Annotated in this window: 23 protein-coding genes and 2 tRNA genes; 22 read left to right on the top strand and 3 right to left on the bottom strand. The window is 68.1% G+C overall.

The window, feature by feature from the left end; all coding sequences use genetic code 11:
- Positions 1-109 precede the first annotated feature (109 nt).
- Positions 110-191: transfer RNA gene (locus tag ACFXI3_RS28275), tRNA-Tyr, on the top strand.
- A gap of 691 nt (positions 192-882) precedes the next feature.
- Here ACFXI3_RS28275 and ACFXI3_RS28280 read toward each other — a convergent pair.
- Both ACFXI3_RS28280 and ACFXI3_RS28285 read right to left on the bottom strand, forming a co-directional pair.
- The gene (locus ACFXI3_RS28280) at positions 883-1,827 is read right to left on the bottom strand and encodes an NAD(P)-dependent oxidoreductase (protein ID WP_378403490.1); all 945 of its coding nucleotides are present in this window, start codon (positions 1,825-1,827) and stop codon (positions 883-885) included.
- Positions 1,827-2,675, bottom strand: coding sequence for a GntR family transcriptional regulator (locus ACFXI3_RS28285; protein WP_378403492.1), 849 nt, complete (start codon positions 2,673-2,675; stop codon positions 1,827-1,829). Before ACFXI3_RS28285 ends, ACFXI3_RS28280 begins: the two co-directional genes overlap by 1 nt.
- Positions 2,676-2,879: 204 nt before the next feature.
- Between ACFXI3_RS28285 and ACFXI3_RS28290 the strand changes: the two genes are divergently transcribed.
- The 19 genes from ACFXI3_RS28290 (at position 2,880) to ACFXI3_RS28380 (ending at position 15,187) form a co-directional block, all read left to right on the top strand.
- Positions 2,880-3,059 (top strand): hypothetical protein, encoded by a 180-nt coding sequence (locus tag ACFXI3_RS28290; protein WP_378403494.1) that lies wholly within the window; start codon positions 2,880-2,882, stop codon positions 3,057-3,059.
- A gap of 44 nt (positions 3,060-3,103) precedes the next feature.
- The gene (locus ACFXI3_RS28295; RefSeq protein ID WP_378403496.1) at positions 3,104-3,361 is read left to right on the top strand and encodes a hypothetical protein; all 258 of its coding nucleotides are present in this window, start codon (positions 3,104-3,106) and stop codon (positions 3,359-3,361) included.
- On the top strand, positions 3,361-4,182 hold the full coding sequence (locus tag ACFXI3_RS28300) for a DUF4097 family beta strand repeat-containing protein (RefSeq protein ID WP_378403498.1): 822 nt from the start codon (positions 3,361-3,363) through the stop codon (positions 4,180-4,182). Before ACFXI3_RS28295 ends, ACFXI3_RS28300 begins: the two co-directional genes overlap by 1 nt.
- Positions 4,179-4,700, top strand: coding sequence for an ATPase (locus ACFXI3_RS28305; protein WP_378403500.1), 522 nt, complete (start codon positions 4,179-4,181; stop codon positions 4,698-4,700). The genes ACFXI3_RS28300 and ACFXI3_RS28305 overlap by 4 nt, the downstream gene beginning before the upstream one ends.
- On the top strand, positions 4,697-5,125 hold the full coding sequence (locus tag ACFXI3_RS28310) for an RRQRL motif-containing zinc-binding protein (protein ID WP_378403502.1): 429 nt from the start codon (positions 4,697-4,699) through the stop codon (positions 5,123-5,125). Before ACFXI3_RS28305 ends, ACFXI3_RS28310 begins: the two co-directional genes overlap by 4 nt.
- A gap of 94 nt (positions 5,126-5,219) precedes the next feature.
- Positions 5,220-5,477 carry a hypothetical protein gene (locus ACFXI3_RS28315; protein WP_378403504.1) on the top strand — a complete coding sequence of 86 codons (258 nt, stop codon included), beginning with the start codon at positions 5,220-5,222 and terminating at the stop codon, positions 5,475-5,477.
- The gene (locus tag ACFXI3_RS28320) at positions 5,474-5,713 is read left to right on the top strand and encodes a hypothetical protein (RefSeq protein WP_378403506.1); all 240 of its coding nucleotides are present in this window, start codon (positions 5,474-5,476) and stop codon (positions 5,711-5,713) included. Before ACFXI3_RS28315 ends, ACFXI3_RS28320 begins: the two co-directional genes overlap by 4 nt.
- Positions 5,706-5,966: a hypothetical protein gene (locus ACFXI3_RS28325; protein ID WP_378403507.1), complete on the top strand. Its 261-nt coding sequence runs from the start codon at positions 5,706-5,708 to the stop codon at positions 5,964-5,966. The genes ACFXI3_RS28320 and ACFXI3_RS28325 overlap by 8 nt, the downstream gene beginning before the upstream one ends.
- Positions 5,967-5,981: 15 nt before the next feature.
- A complete protein-coding gene (locus tag ACFXI3_RS28330) occupies positions 5,982-6,269 on the top strand; it encodes a hypothetical protein (protein WP_378403509.1) in 288 nt (95 codons plus the stop codon).
- Positions 6,269-7,402: a hypothetical protein gene (locus tag ACFXI3_RS28335; protein ID WP_378403511.1), complete on the top strand. Its 1,134-nt coding sequence runs from the start codon at positions 6,269-6,271 to the stop codon at positions 7,400-7,402. Before ACFXI3_RS28330 ends, ACFXI3_RS28335 begins: the two co-directional genes overlap by 1 nt.
- Before the next feature lie 17 nt (positions 7,403-7,419).
- The gene (locus ACFXI3_RS28340; RefSeq protein WP_378403513.1) at positions 7,420-9,600 is read left to right on the top strand and encodes a hypothetical protein; all 2,181 of its coding nucleotides are present in this window, start codon (positions 7,420-7,422) and stop codon (positions 9,598-9,600) included.
- 232 nt (positions 9,601-9,832) lie between these two features.
- Entirely contained in the window at positions 9,833-10,009 is a 177-nt protein-coding gene (locus ACFXI3_RS28345) for a hypothetical protein (protein WP_378403515.1), read from the top strand.
- Positions 10,010-10,011: 2 nt separating this feature from the next.
- Entirely contained in the window at positions 10,012-10,452 is a 441-nt protein-coding gene (locus ACFXI3_RS28350; protein ID WP_378403517.1) for a hypothetical protein, read from the top strand.
- The gene (locus ACFXI3_RS28355; RefSeq protein WP_378403518.1) at positions 10,449-11,399 is read left to right on the top strand and encodes a bifunctional DNA primase/polymerase; all 951 of its coding nucleotides are present in this window, start codon (positions 10,449-10,451) and stop codon (positions 11,397-11,399) included. Before ACFXI3_RS28350 ends, ACFXI3_RS28355 begins: the two co-directional genes overlap by 4 nt.
- A 50-nt stretch (positions 11,400-11,449) precedes the next feature.
- Positions 11,450-12,481 carry an AAA family ATPase gene (locus ACFXI3_RS28360; protein WP_378403520.1) on the top strand — a complete coding sequence of 344 codons (1,032 nt, stop codon included), beginning with the start codon at positions 11,450-11,452 and terminating at the stop codon, positions 12,479-12,481.
- 121 nt (positions 12,482-12,602) lie between these two features.
- On the top strand, positions 12,603-13,151 hold the full coding sequence (locus ACFXI3_RS28365; RefSeq protein WP_378403522.1) for a hypothetical protein: 549 nt from the start codon (positions 12,603-12,605) through the stop codon (positions 13,149-13,151).
- Positions 13,152-13,381: 230 nt separating this feature from the next.
- Positions 13,382-13,582 (top strand): helix-turn-helix transcriptional regulator, encoded by a 201-nt coding sequence (locus ACFXI3_RS28370; RefSeq protein ID WP_378403524.1) that lies wholly within the window; start codon positions 13,382-13,384, stop codon positions 13,580-13,582.
- The gene (locus tag ACFXI3_RS28375; protein ID WP_378403526.1) at positions 13,582-15,000 is read left to right on the top strand and encodes a tyrosine-type recombinase/integrase; all 1,419 of its coding nucleotides are present in this window, start codon (positions 13,582-13,584) and stop codon (positions 14,998-15,000) included. The genes ACFXI3_RS28370 and ACFXI3_RS28375 overlap by 1 nt, the downstream gene beginning before the upstream one ends.
- Positions 15,001-15,116: 116 nt before the next feature.
- Positions 15,117-15,187 (top strand) — tRNA-Tyr (locus ACFXI3_RS28380).
- 73 nt (positions 15,188-15,260) lie between these two features.
- Here ACFXI3_RS28380 and ACFXI3_RS28385 read toward each other — a convergent pair.
- Positions 15,261-15,719 (bottom strand): hypothetical protein, encoded by a 459-nt coding sequence (locus tag ACFXI3_RS28385; RefSeq protein WP_378403528.1) that lies wholly within the window; start codon positions 15,717-15,719, stop codon positions 15,261-15,263.
- Between the two features lie 140 nt (positions 15,720-15,859).
- On the opposite strand from ACFXI3_RS28385, the gene ACFXI3_RS28390 reads away from it, so the two are divergent.
- Positions 15,860-16,348: a VOC family protein gene (locus tag ACFXI3_RS28390; RefSeq protein ID WP_378403530.1), complete on the top strand. Its 489-nt coding sequence runs from the start codon at positions 15,860-15,862 to the stop codon at positions 16,346-16,348.
- Positions 16,349-16,365: 17 nt separating this feature from the next.
- On the top strand, positions 16,366-17,160 hold the full coding sequence (locus ACFXI3_RS28395; RefSeq protein WP_378403532.1) for a MerR family transcriptional regulator: 795 nt from the start codon (positions 16,366-16,368) through the stop codon (positions 17,158-17,160).
- The last annotated feature ends 120 nt before the right edge of the window (positions 17,161-17,280 follow it).

Consider the following 17,280-nt stretch of genomic DNA (forward strand, 5'->3'; position numbering starts at 1 on the left):
CACCTTGTCTCAGCTCGTCAGGGACCCCCAGCGTAGCGCCGGGGCATCCCGGTTGACCGGCCGTCCGGGCCGTTGGGTATCCTTCTTCCCGGCCGGTTCGCCCGGCCATGGCAGGTTACCCAAGCGGCCAAAGGGATCTGACTGTAAATCAGACGGCTCAGCCTTCGGGGGTTCGAATCCCTCACCTGCCACACCACACGAAACGCCCCTCTCACCTGGACTTACAGGCAAGAGGGGCGTTCTTCGTCTGTGCGGCCGTGTGCGGTCATATGCGAGCGTGTGCGGGCGCCCGTGGGCCATTTGTGGGCCAGCGTGGGCACGACCTGATCTGCACGGTTGCGGGGCACTCGGGTGGCCTCAGACGTCCGCAGTCAGCCTTGCGATTGAGACCAACCACAAGCAAAGCGGCTGAAACAATGGGGGGGTTCGAGGGCGATCAACCCCCCGTTGTTTCAGCCGCTTTTGCCGTCTGCATGACAGCAGTGACATAGAGAGAGTGTGGGGGAACAACTGCTCTGGATGCTGTCACTCTGTTGTCACACCTAAACGTGCAGGTCAGCACAGGTTGAGTGACAGAGTGACAGGTGTGACAGGCGCGACCGGCCCAAGGTGTCACCCCCCCCGCTGCGCTCACAGCGCACATGAAAAGAGGCACTGAGCGCCGCTGTGCCGCTTGCGGGGGTCCAGTGACACCAGGGCAGCGCCACGCGCCGCCGGGCGCCCATCTCAGGCCGCCGGATTCAGACACTTCCCGCCCCTGAGCAGGACGCACAGTGAACGAGCGCAGAGAATCCGGGAACCGGCGTTGACCACGAAACCCCCGCCGCAGACCACGTCAGCACCCAAGAAGGGCGAGCCGCGGCGCACCAACCGCCCCCGATTTCACCTCCGCCTGTCGCTCACCAGGTTGGCCGGCTCAGCACCTTTCACGAACGCCGATATCTGCTCCGCTGCCACCTGATAGCACAGCGAATTCGTCCCGGGGACAGTGCGGGCCGAGTGGGGGCTAATGATCACCCCGGGGCATTCCCACAGTGGGTGGTCAGCTGGAAGCGGCTCCGGATCGGTGACGTCAAGCGCGGCGCGTATGCGTCCCGATTGAACCTCGGAGACAAGAGCATCCGTATCGACAATCTTCCCGCGACCGACGTTCACGAGTAGCGCACCATCGTCCATCGCGCCCAGAAACCGTGAGTCGACAAGCTTCGTCGTTGCCTCAGTGAGAGGTGCCGTGATCACCACCAGCGCATGACCTGGAATCAGGTTCGGCAGTTCATCCGGCCCGTGCACTCCAGACCGCGCATTGCTCGCAACCAGCGTTGAGGATGCATCAAAAGCGTCAAGTCGACGGGCAACCGCAGTTCCGATCGCGCCAGCCCCGACGATAAGTGCACGTTTTCCGGCAAGAGTATCCGCGTGGTACCTGCGATGCGCCCACGTGTGTTGATCCTGGAAACGGACAAGCGCCGGCCACTGACGAAGCTGGGCAAGAATCGCAGACAGGACCCACTCCGAGACCGGGCCGGCATGGGCACCCCGCGCCGTAGCCAGGGTGATCGACGCGGGAACGTCTCCTGCCCACTCATCGGCACCCGCAGATAGCAGCTGCACCATCTGGAGCTGAGCAAGCTGGGCCAGCATTGGAATCGGCCTGTGGCTGCCCCGGTACGGCGGAATCAGAATTTCCGCTGCCCGCTGTTCGTCGTTAAGGCGATCCGCATTCGGGTCGTACTCGACAACTTCGACGCCACCCAGCTGCTCAAGCAACTCACGCCCAACAAGATCGTCCGATTCGCCGCTAACGAGAACTTTTACGGCATTCGCCATTACTCCCCCTCCACTACCTTTGCAACAAGACTGCGCGCCTGGTCAACCAAGAGGCCGCCGGAAACAGAATTGTCAATTACTACATGTGGAACAGGTGGACGGAAGTTCAGGTTCACGCCCTTCATGTAGCCTTCCCAATTTGCAAGCTTGGAACTGTCCCGCGGCGCGTCCCGGTGCTTGACGTAGGTGTGCATGGTCTCCTCATCGCAATACACCCACACAACAGTCAAGGTCGCGCCGAGGTTGCGGCACGCGGCAAATTGCCGATTAAGCCATGCCTCATCCGAAAACTCCCGAATAAAGGGAGCCGTAACAATAGCACTGTTTCCGACCTGAACATTTTCAGTCATCGCCTCAAGTAGCGACGAGTACTCTCCTGGGCGAATCTGAGTCAGATATTCCTCTGATTCACGATCGTTTCGCGAAAGTCCCATCATTTCCAGCGCCGCTTCGACCACAAAGCGAGTCAGCGAGTCTTTGTCGAGCATCGGCCAACCGGTCTCGCGGGCCAAAACCCGCCCCAGTTCGGTCTTCCCGCTGCCGGCATACCCACCGATCATGATCACCTGAGGCGTCGAGGTGCTCGCCTCACGACGCACCTCCTGGTCGGGGGCATTCACGGTTCGAGCCGATCGGGCCTTGCTCACGACCAGCCCCTTCTTTCCGAGCAAGTCCATGGCTTCGTTGATCGTGAAGACGCTGACCTCCCATTCCTGCGCAAGCTCGCGCGACGACGGAAGTCGCTCGCCGTGGCGAAGCCTTCCCGCCTGAATGTCGTTCTCGATGTTCCGGGCGATCTGCTGCGCCAGAGGCTCCGACCTAGCCAAAGAGCTTCGAGGACGAGACATGCGCACTCCTACCTGGGCTAGCGACGCCCAACGGGTCAACTGATCGGACACCATATCAGAACCTATCAGTTGCGTGCAGAGTTCCCGCAGCTCAGAGACGACTTTCGATCGATTTCACACCTAACAGTTGACCTGTCTTCCATTCAACTGTTAGCTTCTTGGTGGTCCGGATCACTCCCGATCCGCCAACACGAGGAGGACGAGATGGCGAAGCAGCAGGCGTTCCCCGGGTTCAAGCTCCCGGGTTCGGGCAAGAAGGCGAAGTTGGTCGGCCTTGTCCTGGTGGGCCTTCTGGTGTGGCGGGTGATCGTCGCGCCGGTCGAGACCGCGCACGCCTTCGACTACGTCGTCTCGCAGGTCCAGACGTTCTTCAACCGCTTCTGAAACCAAGTCTGACCTGCCGTTTCGTTCGAGAGAGGAACACCGCGATGGACGCCAACTTCTACGCCGAGGACACCGAGGGCTACTACCCGGACGGCCTCACCGAAGCCCGGATCGACGCGCTTCTGCAGGAGGTGTACGGCGAGCTGGAGGCCGAGGAGCACGCCGCCGAGGCCGCGTTCCTGTGCGACTTGACCGACCAGACCCGCGCGCACCGCTCCCGCCGCCGCGCCGGCCGCACCGTGCTCCGGTCGCTGCCGACCCGCGTGCAGGTCACGGCCGCGTTCGAGGGAGAGGCCGCCTGATGTCCGAGACGCACACCATCACCCACGCCACCCCCGGCCCGGTCGAGCTGGCCCTGGCCGCGGACGTCGCCACCGTCGTGGTCAACGCCTCGCCCGATTACGCCTTCGCCCAGGTCACGCTGAACCCGGAACGCGAAGGCGACGACGAAGCCACTCGCCTGGTCCAGGCCGCCACCATGGAATCCCGCGGCGACCGCCTGACCGTCACCGTCCCCCGCTCGCACAGCAGCGGAGGCACCACGGTCGTCCGCAACCACTACGGCAACGTGACCGTCGCGGGCGACATGGTGGTTGGCTCGGTGGTCGGGATGGTCATCGGAGGCGTCAACCACGGCGTGACCATCGTGAATGACCAGTTCATCGACGGTTCCGGCACCATCGTCATCGGTGGGGGCGGCGGTGTCCGCATCCACGCGACGGTCCCGGCCGGGTCGACGGTCACCCTCACCGGCCGGTCCCCGAACCTCACCGCCCGCGGCGAGCTGGCCTGGGTCGAGGCGGAAACCGTCTCCGGGGACCTGGACGTCTCCGCTGCCTCCGCGGTCGACCTGCGCACCACCTCCGGCGACATCGACACCGACGCGTGCGGCACCGTCCGGGCGAAGACCGTGTCCGGCGACGTCAAGGTGCGCAACCTCGACGGCTCCGCCCACGTCCGCACGGTCTCCGGCGACGTCGCGATCCGCGCGGTTGCCGACTCGACCGTGACCGCGCAGACCGTGTCCGGGGACATCGACCTGGCCGCGCCGCGCGGGGTCGAGATCGACGCCTCGACCCGCAGCGTGTCCGGCCGCACCTCCAACCGGCGGTGGTCGGCATGAACACCCGCCTGACCTCCAGCCCCGACGCGGCGGCCCACTCCGCCAAGAACGCGCACGCCGCGCCGGGTTCCCACGTCCAGCCTCATGACCGCACGGAGGAGGGTCCGATGGTAGCGACGTTCCCGCAGGTCGCCGTCTATTCGTTCGGGTTCCTGCACGACGCGAATATTCCGGCCTGGCACCCGGCCCTGGTCGCCGACGTGCGGCACATGTTCCGCGACCCGCACCACGATCCCGCGTTCCGTGAGCTGACCGGCCGCGACGACGCGGTCCGGACCCGGGTCCTGTCCCAGCCGGGCGCGGTCGGCTACGTCTACGCGCTGGCCGACGCGATCGCCGCCGGTCTGGGCGAGGACACCGGCACCGTGTTCGCGATGCGGTCGCTCGCGATCGGCTGCGCCGGCGGGCGGCACCGCTCGGTGGTGCTCGCCGACTCGGTGACCAGCCTGCTGCTCGCCCGCGGCATCCGCGCCCGGGTCCTGCACCTGCACATCGACCGTCCGGTGGTGGCCCGGTGAACCCGCGCAACCGCCGCCAGGAAGTGACGCGGGTGTTCGACGGCCGCACCCACCACATCGCGCTCTGCCGCGGGTACCGCGACCAGTTGCCCGTGTTCGGGTGGGGCGAAGCCCCCTCGACCCTGCTCACCCGCTCGCAGCTGCGCGAAGCCGGGTTGCGACCGAACGGCCAAGACCCGGTGGCGTTGCTGGTTTTCCGGCACCGCAAGCCCTATGCCCGCGAAACCGTGAGCGAGCTGTTCTCGGTGGAGCTGGCCGCGCCGAAGCGCCACGCCGCGCCGGGGCAGATGGATCACGCGATGGAAGCCCGCCGCACCTGCGTCGACTGCGCCCAGGTCAAGGGCTACTGCGTCCCGACCAGCACCCGCCAGTGCTGGACCTGTTTCGACGACGAACTGGCCGACCAGGTGGAGGCCGCGGCATGAACCCGGCACCGGAGAACCCGTGGGACATCCACGACCACGTCACCCGCGAAAACGAACGCATCGCCCGCGAAAGCCGCCGCCAGGAGGGAAACCGATGAGCCACCGGAGCATGAACGGACCGGACCACTACGCCATGGCCGACCTCCTCACCCAGCAGGTCGAAGGCGACGTCATGGGGGCCATGCCGCACGAGACCCGGATGGAACGGGCCGCGCTCGCCCAGGTCCACGCGACCCTCGCACTGGCCGCGGCGACCGCGCTGGGCGCGCGGATGGGCTACGGCCTCGGCCACGACGCCGGGCAGATGTGGGACCGGATCACCAACCCGAGCAAGCGGGGTGGCCGGTCGTGAGCACCTTCGAGGTCCTGTCCCGCTACGGGACGTTGGCACTGATCCGCCACGCCGTCACGGTCCTGCTGTTCCTGGTCCTGCACCTGGTCCGCATCCCGCTCGTGCTGGTGGCGCGGGTGCTGGAGGGCGTCATGGGCGAACTCGACCGCTACGCCACCGCACAGGCCAGCCGCCCGCCGAACCGTCCGGTCAACCAATTCTTTCCGCACGAGAGCAGGGAGGCCCGTCATGCGTAGGCGACGCGCGGAGCACCGGATGTGGCTGACCTGGCAGGAAGCCTATTGCGAGGCCGTGGCGCACGACATGAGCGCGAACCTGCGCGGTGCGGCGCTGTTCTTCGGCGTGCTGATCACGCTGGTCGTCGCGTTCCCGACGACGTGGGTGGTGCTGCCCGCCGGCGTCGCCGGCGCGGTCGTCGCCTGCAAGGCCGTGCGCTGGTCCCTGGTCCTCGCTGCGGCCCGCGCCGGCCGCCTGACCCCGCCGCGCTGAACGGAGGTGAACGTCATGACCGCTCGACACACCAGCACCCGCACCGACCAGGCCATCCAGTGGGTGGTGTGGCACTTCGCCGAACTGCTCGCCGTGACCGCGCCGCTCGTGCTCGCCGCGCTGTTCACCGGCTGGTTCGCCCTCGGGTCCGTTGTCGCCGGCGGCGCGTGGGCCGGGCACGAGATCGCCGCTCGCCGCCGCGGAAACGGCCCGGAAACCGTTGCCCCGCAACAGATCACCACCACCGACACCGCCCCGGCCCCGGCGCTGGCCGCCGGCGCCCGCAAGCACAAGGAGGCGTGATGAGCAGCTTCGCAGAGAACCGGCGCGCGGACCGCGCCGCCGCTGCCGAACAGTCCCGCCGCGACGCCGCGGCCAAGCTCGACCGGACCCTGTCCGCTGCCGCGGCGCGGGCGGCCGAGCGCCGCGCCGACCGCGCCGCCGCCGCGGATCTGGCCGACCAGCGCCGCACCGCCCGCACTGCCGCCCGCCAGGCGGCCCGCGCCCGGGTGCTGGGCTGGCTGTCGGCGAACCGGGCACGGCTGCCGATTTACCTGCTGGCGGTGGTGTCCGCGGTGATGGCCGTCCCCGCGATGGCCGGCTACGGCCGCGACGCCTACGCCGCCTGGACCGGCGCAGGACTGCCCGCCCTGTCCGAACTCGGCATGTGGGCGTTCGCGTTCGCGGTCGAGATCTCGCGGCACCGCCACCCCGACCGCCCGGTCTGGGCGCTGCAGGCCGGCACCTGGATTTTCGCGGGTATCGGGTTCGGGCTCAACGTCCTGCACGGCCTGCACCGCGGCCCGGACGTCGCGCTGGTGATGGGGATCGTGTCGGTCGCCGGCGTCATCGCGCACCAGGTCGCCGTCGCCGCCCCGCGCCGCTCGAAGGCCGAACGCCTCGCCGACCGGGTCGCCGCTGACACCGCCCGGATCGACCGGGCCGCGGCCCGCAAGGTCGCGAAGGTCCGCGCCGCCGCCGTCCGCGACGCGGTGGCCGAGATCGGCGAGGACGGGACCGCGCGGCTGGTGTTCACCCCGGGCCGCTACACCCTGACCCGCACCGTCCGCGGCCGTGTCCTCACCGGCGTCGTCGACCCGCCCGCGCAGGTCGGGGACGTGCTCGCCGACGAGATCGGCGCATGGCTCGCCGCCCAGGACCAGCCCGCCGCACCCGTCGACGACACCCCGATCGCCGACGCGCCGACGCTGACCCTCGATCGGCCGTCCGACCAGCCGAAATCGACCCCGCGCAAGACGCACCGCGCCCCGAAGACCCGCACGATCGGCCAGCTTCGCGACGAGTTCGCCGCGGCGATCGAGGACCCGGCGGTGTCGATCGATCCCGCGTCGGCCGAGTCGATCCGCAAGGCGCTCCGCTGCGCGCCGAAGGCCGCGCGGCAGCTGCGCGACGAGTACAAGGCCGACCACCAGTGAACCCGGAGGACACCCCCATGGACGCCACCGAACCCGCCGGCGAACTGGCCACCGTGCACCGCCTGCCCACCCGCGAAGACACCGGCCCTGTGCTGGACGCCGACGAAGTGATCGACGGCGAGGATTACGAACTCCGCAAGGCCCAGTCGCAGAAGGAACAGGCGCTCGCCCGCTGGGCTGGCTACCGCCGGGACGCGGTCGTGGTGGCGCGGACCGCGAAGACCGTCGCCAAGCACGACCGCACCAAGGCCGCGTTCCGCCACGTCGTCGCCTACCCGGCGGCCGGGGCCAAGATCGTGGTCCGCCGCTACCGGGACGCGCACGGCGCGAACCGGTACGAACGCCAGATGCGCGCCGCCGAAGCCGCCGGCGACCAGGACGCCTTGCGCTACTGGCAGGAAGCCGACGTCGCGGAGAAGCAGCGCCGCCACGACCGGGTTCAGGACTGGATTTCCGCGCCCGGCAAGGTCATCAAGGCCACCGTCGTCGGGCTGCTGGGCCTGGCGGGTCTGCTGCTCGGGATCGGCATGGTCCTGGCGGTGAAAAACGGCGATGTCGCCGAGGTGCTCGCGCCGATCGGCGCGGTGCTCGACGCGATCGCGTTCACGGTGTGGTTCCTGACCACCTACGGCGTGTTCCTCCTGGTCGGGGGCACCGTGCTCGGTTTGGGCTACCTGTACCAGACCGGCCGCACCCACGGCGACACCCCGCAGTGGCTCGCCCCCAAGGCCGAGGGCGACGCGATGGACGAACTCCCGGACGAGAACACGATCCTGAACGCCTTGAAGAACCTGAACATCCCGGGGTTCAACAAGGCGGTCAAGGACGGCTGGCGGATCCGGTTCATCACCCCGCCCGTGGTGGACGGCAAGGGATGGCGCACCCAGGTCGCCTTGCCGCCGGCGTGCCCGGTGGAGGAGATCGTCAAGCGCAAGACCATGTTGGCGCACAACCTGGTCCGCTACCCGCGCGAGGTGTGGCCGACCGAACCGCAACCGTCCATGTTGGACCTGTGGGTGGCCAAGCCCGGCGCGCTGTCCGGTCCGGTCGGCCCGTGGCCGCTGCTCGAAGACCTCGACAACGCACAGGCCGACTACTTCGCCGGCGTGCCGGTCGGGGTGACGCTCAAGGGCGACGTGGTCAAGGGCCGGTTGTTCGAGGCGAACTACGCCCTGGGCGGCATGATGGGATCCGGCAAGTCGACGCTCGCGATCAACCTGGTGCTTGGCGCGATCCTCGACCCGCTGACCGTGATCGACGTCGTGGTCATGGCCGAAAACGCCGACTACGACCCGATGAAACCGCGGCTGAACTCGCTGACCACCGGCGCGGGCGACGAGACCGTGGACAAGTGCCTGAACCTGTTGTGCGAGCTGTACGACGACCTGACCGTGCGCGGACAGGCCATCAAGGAGCACGGGGTCCGGGCGGTCACCCGCGACGTGGCCGAAAAGGACAGTCGGCTCCGGCCGCGGGTCGTGGTGATCGACGAATGCCAGAACCTGTTCATGGGCAAGGACGGCAAGACCGCGATCGAGGTCGCCTCCAAGCTCATGTCCACCGCGCGCAAGTACGCCATGACCCTGATTTTCCTGACGCCGGAACCGTCGAAGGACGCGCTGCCGCGCAAGATCACCTCGGTGGCCAGCAACAAGGCGTGCTTCGCGATCGGCGACCAGATGGCCAATGACGCGGTGCTGGGAACCGGTTCCTACAAGGCCGGCATCAGCGCGGTCGGGCTCGCGCCGAAGACGGACGAAGGCCCCGGCGACGTCGGCACCTGCATGGCCCGCGGCTTCACCGCACAACCCGGACTGCTGCGTTCCTTCTACGTCAACGAAAAAGACGCCGGCCGCGTCACCAAACGCGCCATGGAACTGCAGTCTCAGGCACCCGCCGCCGCGGCACCGGCCGAGGTCCGGGCCGAGCGGGTCGACCACCTCGCCGACATCGCGAAGGTCATCGGCACCGAAGCCCGGATGCGCACCCAGGAAGTGCTGCAGGGCCTCACCGAACTCGACCGCAAGACCTACAGCGGCTGGACGTTCAGCGACCTGCGCGAAGCCCTGCCCGAGTCCGCCAAGCCTTACAAGACCGGCGGTGTCAGCCAGGTCAGCGCCGCCCGCGTCCGCGAAGCCATCGCGGAGCGTGACGACGAAGCCGAGTTCGACGGCGACGAAACCGAGGGAAGCGACTAAGGGAGGCCGCGAAAACCGGGGAGTTCTCCCTCACCGCCTCCCCGGACCCGCCTCCCTCAGCTGACCAGCAACGACCACGACCAGGGAGGCGAGGGACCCCCGCCCCGCCACCCGCCGATCACGCACCGAAACCCCATCTCCACACCCCGTGACGCGACTCCCTCCCGGGACAACGCGCTACCCGACCCATGCCCAAAACAGGCACACACCGTAACCGACAAGAGGAGATCCGATGGCCAGCAAGGAGATTTACCACCTCGTCGCGAAGACCTCGTGGTGGAACGGCACCTACACCAGCTACTGCGGACTCACCAGTCCCCGCAAGGGTTCCCGGACCCCGTGGTTCCCCGCCTCGGTGACGAAGTGCCCCGCCTGCCTCGCCGTCTACGCCGCCAACGGAGGTAAGTGACCATGAACGCCACCAACGACGACGTGCGCGTGTTCGACCTGTACTCGATCCTCGCCGTCACGCACGGCCTGCCCTCCACTCCCCAGCAATACCGGGAAATCGTGGGTTTCCTTGTCGGGCGGCCGATGGGCGGGGCCGGCATGACCGCGATCGCCTACAGCGAGCGGTGCAAGGCGTGGCTGTTCGAGCAGCACCCTCAGCTGCGCACCGTGCCCGCCCGGCCGGACTTCGCCGACGGCGACGACGCCGCCATGGACGCATGGGCCGCGCAGCAGGCCGAGCTGCTGGGAGCCGACCGGCTGCCGGTCCGGCGCATCCCGGCCGAGACCGCGCCCGGCGACCCCTACACCGAGTTCATCAACAACCTGCCTGACCCGTGGAAGGTCTACAACGTCGACCCCGACGCGCCGAACGTCGACCCGAACGCGGGGTGGTCGGAATGACCACAGCGGACAGCACGCTCACGGCCGCCGCGCTCGACGCCGCCGCCCGCGGCTGGCACGTGTTCCCGCTGCGCCCCGGCTCGAAGCGCCCCGCCGGCCACGGCGAGGACGCCTGCCCCGGCACCGGCCGCTGCGCCGGCGGTCACCGCACCTGGGAGCAGCGCGCCACCACCGACCCCGACCTGATCCGCGCCGCGTGGTCGCACGCCCCGTACGGGATCGGGATCGCGACCGGCCCGTCCGGGCTGTGCGTGATCGACCTCGACACCGCCAAGCCCGGCGACCAGGTCCCGGCCCGCTGGGCCGAAGCCGGGGCCGTGTCGGGGGAAGACGTGCTGGCGGTGCTCGCGGAGGAGGCCGGGCAGGAGATGCCCGGCGACACCCTCACCGTCCGCACCCCTTCCGGCGGCCTGCACCTCTATCACTCGACGCGGGGGGACGTGACATTGCGCAGCTCAGCGGGCGAACGCGGGAGCGGACTCGGGTGGAAGGTGGACACCCGGGCGTGGGGCGGGTACGTCGTCGGGCCGGGCACCGTCACCGCCGGCGGCCGGTACGAACTGCTCGCCGACGTCCCGGTGGCTCCGCTGCCCGGATGGCTGGCCGAGCGGCTGACCCCGCGCCCGCTGCCCGCCCCGCCCGCGCTGCCGGTGCGGCCCGCCGCCGACCGGCACGGCAAGTACCTCGAAGCCGCGGTCACGGCCGAGTGCGGGAAGGTGCACGCCGCCGCCGGCGGGAGCCGCAACGCCGCCCTCTACGCCGCCGCGCTCGCCCTCGGGCAGCTCGTGGCCGGCGGCGCGCTGGACGAGGGGGACGTGACAAACGCCTTGTCAGCAGCCGCAGGACGGCACATTGCGTGCGGCGCGTACAGCGCGCGGCAGGCGCTGGCCACGATCCGCTCCGGACTGCGCGCCGGCGCGAACCGGCCCCGGCAGGTGGCCGCCTGATGCCCGCTTTCCCTGCCGCTGCCTGACATTCCGCACTTCGGAGGTTCGCCATGACCACACCCCGGCCGTTGGCCGCCGTGCCCGCACCGCCCGCCCGCCGTACCCGGTGGACCGACGCGGAGCTGATGAGAGAGGAGTTCCCGCCGGTCCGCTGGGCCGTCCCGGGGCTGCTCGCCGAAGGGGTCAACATGCTGGCCGGCGCGCCGAAGCTGGGGAAATCGTGGCTGTCACTGCAGATCGCCGCGGCGATCGCCAACGGCGACCTCGCGCTCAACTCGATCCAGGTGGAACGCGGCCCGGTCCTCTACTGCGCGCTGGAGGACACCGGCCGGCGGCTGCAGCGCCGCCGGCGGCAGCAGATGTCCGCCGGCGGCCGGGCCGCGCCGCTGCTCACCCTCGAAACCGCCTGCCCCACCATGACCAACGGCGGCGACGCCGTCCTGGTCGAATGGCTGGAAGAGAACCCGTCCGCGCGGCTGGTCATCATCGACACGTTCGAGAAAATGCGCGGCACCGTCCAACAGGGCGCGTCCGCCTACAGCGCCGACTACGCCGCGGCCGGCCGGTTCAAGCAGCTGGCCGACCACTACGGCGTGCCGTTCCTGCTCATCCACCACGTCCGCAAACAGGGCGCGGAGGACTGGCAAGACCTCGTGTCCGGCACCGCCGGACTCACCGGCGCGATGGACGCCACCCTGGTCCTCGAACGCGGACGCGGGCAGGCCGACGGGGTCTTGCACGTGACCGGCCGCGACGTCGAAGAAACCGACTACGCCATGACGTTCGACGCGCACGCCGGCGCGTGGACCAAATTGGACGGACCCGCCAGCGACCACCTCGTCGCCGACACCCGCGCCGCGATCCTGCAGCTGCTGCGCGAACACGGGCCGCTCGCTCCGAAGCTCGTCGCCGAATCGCTCGACCTCAACCCCAACACGATCCGCCAGACCTGCAAGCGCATGGCCGACGCCGGCCAGCTCCACAAGACCCCCGGCGGCGAGTACAGCGTCCCCGGCCGTGCGGACAGCGGTGACACCCCGGCCCTGTCACGCCTGTCACCGCTGTCACTCAACCCCGGCTGACCAGCACAAACAGGTGTGACACCCCGCGTGACACCCCACGCCGCTGTCACACCGCCCGACCGCGCACCCCCTCGAGAGGGGACGTGACAAACCGCAGGTCACACCGCCGAAAGGAGAGAACATGTGCCGGGCCGGAGGACGACGCTGCAACGGACCCAGCTGCGGAGCAGCCGGAGCCCGCCAACGCCAGGCCAAACGCCGCGCACGCCTCGCCCTCGAAGCCGCCTACGAATCCGGCGACATCAGCGCCGTCGGCGCAGCCAAAGTGAAATACGAACGCGTCACCGGCGAGGCACCGCCAAAGCCCGCACCCAAAACCACCGCACCGGCCACGGACTCCGATACCCGAGAAACCGATTTTGCGGCCCGGAAAGCCGCCGCGGCCGGACTCCCCAAGACCGGCACCACCGAAGAACGCATTCAGGCCGCAGTGCGCACCCTCGCCCGCCAATCCGGCGACTGGATCGGCCTGACCGACCTGCGCGAAGCCCTCGGAGACATCCACCCCGACGAACTCAACCGCGCCATGCGCGACCTCTCCCGCACCGGAAACGCCCACCTCGTCCCCGAATCCAACCGCAAAGCACTCCAACAACAAGACCACGACGCATCCATCCAAGTCGGCGGCGAAGCCAACCACCTCATCAGCATCCAAGAACCCCAGCGCTAACCCCCTGACCAGGCACTTGTCACGTCCCCCCGCACTGACGCCGCCGGAGTGACAGGTACGGCACCCCCGGCCTGTCACACCTGTCACTCCGTCACTCAACCCCCACTGACCAGCACAAACAGCCGTGACACCCCGCGTGACACACCACCCCGCTGTCACACCCGACGAAAGGAGCCCGCTGTGTTCGACACCGCACCCGCCCAGCTTCAAACCCAGGGAGATGCGCAGCCATGGCGACCGCACGAGCTTCATTCGCCGTTCTGACCGTCGAAGAAATCTGCACTGAATTGAAGATCTCGCGCCGCACCTTCTACGAGTGGCGTGCGAAAAACACGGCACCGCGCTGCACAAAACTTCCCAACGGGGAGCTGCGGGTACGCGTCGCAGAATTTGATCGCTGGATGGACTCATGCGGAGAGGAAGCGGCCTAATGGGCGCCACAAGCTACAAGGTCACGGTTTGGGCGCTGCAGACGCGCTACAAGTCGGCGGCAAATGGCAAACGCGTACCCGCCCGCTACGTGGTGCGATGGAAGGTCGAGAAAGAACGCTTTGACGAACCGTTCAAGCAATACACACAGGCAGACAGCTTCCGCGCGGACCTGATGTCAGCATCCAAGCGCGGCGAAGCGTTCGATCAGAACGACGGCTTGCCGGTCAGCTGGGCGCGGCAGAAAGAGACGCCGCACCTGTCATGGTTCACGCTCGCCTGCAAGTACGCGGATATGAAATGGGACGACAGCTCGCCGAAACACCGATCAAGCATCGCGGACTCACTGATCGCCATCACGCTGCACATGGCACCCAGTTCCCCGAGCAGGCCCGACACTCGATTGGCCTCCCGAGCACTGCGATGGGCATTCAACAAGAAGCACCGCGAGATAGAGCCACCATCCTGTTTCGCGGACGCGCTCCGGTGGTTTGAGCGCCACTGCCGACCAGTCGACGACTTGACCGACCCGGACACGTTTCGCGCCGTTTACTCGGCACTTGCCAAGAACCGCGACGGCTCGCGCGCGGCACGTGACACCACCCGGCTCCGCCGAACCGCGTTTCGCAGCACGCTCGACTACGCCATCGACCTCAAGGCGATCGACAAGAACCCCTTTGACGAAGTGGCTGTGCGAAAGCAGAAAGTGGTCACGGCGCAAGTCGACAAGCGATGCGTTGCCAACCCGATTCAGTTCCGTTCCGTCCTCATGGCAGTCAGGGTGATAGCGCCGCGGCTGGTCGTGTTCTTCGCGTTGCTGTACTTCGCCGGGTTGCGGCCAGAAGAGGCCGTAGAGGTCCGACTCGGGGACTTCGAGGTTCCGGCACCGAAGCTGAACGAGGAGACCGGACAGTGGGAGTTCAGCGATGGTGAGATCCATCTGCGGGACGCGTCCCCCGACGTCGGGGGAGAGTGGACGGATTCCGGGCAGCGGGGCGAGAGGCGCGAACAGCTCAAACACCGAGAGCTGGGAGAGGGACGGACGACTCCGTGCCCCGCAGAACTGGCCAGGATCGTGCACGAGCACGTTACCGCCTACGGGGTCGCACCGGACGGCCGACTGGTCCGCGGGCAGCGGGACGACCGCCGCCTGTCGAGCAGCGTGTACCAGCGCGTCTGGAAGCGGGCGCGGGAGGCCACATTCACCGCTGAGGTCGTCGCCTCGCCGCTGGCGAGTCGCCCGTACGACCTGCGCCACGCGTTCGTCTCCATCGCGCTCAACGCCACGGGCGACCCGGTGCGCGTCGCCGAGTGGGCCGGCCACACGGTGGCGGTGCTGCTGCGCGTGTACGCGAAGTGCATCGCCGGCGGCGAAACGAGCGCGCGTGCCAAGCTGGCCGCATGGCTGGGCGGACAGTGACGGCCCGGCGCGCAGCTGCGAGACGGCCCGCAGATGGCCCTTCGTGGGCCATCTGTGGGCCAGTCGCCAGTCAACGCCCCTAGATCAGAAGAGAACTTGCAGGTCAAAGAGCAGAAAGGACGCCTCCGGCGGCCTGCCTGTAAATCAGACGGCTCAGCCTTCGGGGGTTCGAATCCCTCACCTGCCACACCAGAGCACCCCGGGACCGACCAGGTCACGGGGTGCTTTTTGTTACCCAACTGACCCGGCCACGCTCAGCTCTAGCAGGCGAACTTGGTCGCGTCGCTCGTCGGTTTGCAGTGCGCGCCGAACGCGTCCCGGGTGGCTGCCAGGCTGTCCTTGCCCTGGTTGATGTCGCTCGTCATCGCGGTGAAGTCGCCGGACGAGCAGGCGGCGATCGCCGCGCGGAAGTTCTTCTCGGCGTTGTCCATGGGTTGTTTCAGGACATCGGGCCAGGTGGCCGTATCGGTTTCCAGGCGGGTTTCGTCACCCTGGGCCGCCGTGCAGTCGCTGGGTGAGAGTTGCATGGTTTCCGGGTCGAAGGTCCACAACAGACTGAACGAGACTCCCGGCGGCGAGCCGGAGCCCGCGTCCGTCTGGTACTGGACGAAATCCACTGAAGCTCCGTCGCCGGGCTGACCGCCGCCGCATCCTGCTAGCAGGGCGGACACCGACGCTCCGGCGAGAATGGCTGTCCTCAGCCTGATCGATCGAGTCATGGTGACCCTCCTTGCCTGGCGACGTCGAAGCCGAAATGCTCTGGCAGTCGTCGAAGGCTCTGCACCTATGTCGGAGAAACCCGCGCGACCGCTACGGCGGGCTTGACCCTCCTGCGGCAGGAGGCTGCACGCTCATCGACATGAACGAATTTCGCGGCCCGGTTCCGATGCCCGCCTACGACGCGGTGTCTCCGGGCAACTACCTCGGCTTCTACGGCATGCCGATGTTTCCCAACGTGCCCACTGCCGACCTCGAAGCTTCCACGGACTTCTGGCTTCGCGGACTCGGCTTCGACAACCTTTTCACCCTCCCCGGCCAGGTCGTGCACCTGCGCCGCTGGGCGTTTCAGGACGTGCTGCTCAAGCCGGGGACACCCGCGGCTCCGAGCGAGGCCAGCGTCAGTTTCTCTTGCGTGCTCAGCGAACTCGACGAAATCGCCAAGCGGTGCGAGGAAATCACGCCGGGCTGCACTACTGGACCGGAGCTGATGCCGTGGAACTCGCGGGAGTTGACGGTCGTCACGCCGGAAGGCACAACGGTCGTGATGACCGCGGCGGAGCCGATCGACCCGGACGGCCCCGTCGCGGAGCGGATGCGCGCCGTGGGGATCGACGTCCCACGGCAGTGAGCTGCGACACTGAGGCCGTGACCGAGCAAGACGGCCTCACTGTCGGACGCACGGCGACGCTCGTCGGCGTGAGTGTGAAAACCCTGCACCACTGGGACGCGGTCGGCCTGGTGCGCCCAAGCGAGCGCACCAGGTCCGGCTACCGCGTGTACTCCGCCGACGACATCGCGCGCCTGCACCGGGTTCTCGTCTACCGCGAACTCGGCTTCCCCCTGTCGGAAATCGGCCGCCTCCTAGACGACCCGACCGTCGACGCGCATGCCCATCTGACCCGCCAACGCCGCGAACTGCGGGAGCGAATCGAACAACTGGAACACATGGTCTCCGCAGTAGACCGCATGGCAGCGGCTACTCGAGGCGGGATGCAACTGACCGCCGAGGAACAGGTCGAGATCTTCGGCTCCGACTGGAACCCAGAGTGGGTCGACGAGGCCGCAGAACGCTGGGGCGACACGAAGCAGTGGGCGGAGTACCGCGAGCGAACCACCGACCTGACCCCGCAAGACTGGCAGGAAGCCGCAGCCGAGCACGAGACCCTCCACGCAGACCTGACCAAGGCGCGACGAGCTGGTGTCGAGCCCGGGTCACCAGAGGCGAACGCCCTCGCGGAGCAGCATCGGGCGACGCTGTCGCGGTACTTCGACTGCACGCATTCGATGCACGTGTGCATCGGGCGAAAGTTCGTGGACGAGACCGGCTACACGGAGTACTACGACGCGCTAGCACCCGGGCTCGCCAGCTGGCTACGAGACGTGATCTTCGCCAACGCAATCACCCACGGAGTAAACCCAGAAACAGCAGTCTGGGAGTAACCAAACCGCACCGGTGCACCCAAAGATCGAGGCACCCAGCCCCTCCCCCGCACCCCGATACGAAGCTCCCCTGCGGTCTGGGGGTGCTTGTCAAGGCATCTTTCCCGCCTTGACAAGCAC

The organism is Amycolatopsis sp. NPDC059235 (genome assembly GCF_042754125.1).
GTDB lineage: Bacteria > Actinomycetota > Actinomycetes > Mycobacteriales > Pseudonocardiaceae > Amycolatopsis > Amycolatopsis albidoflava.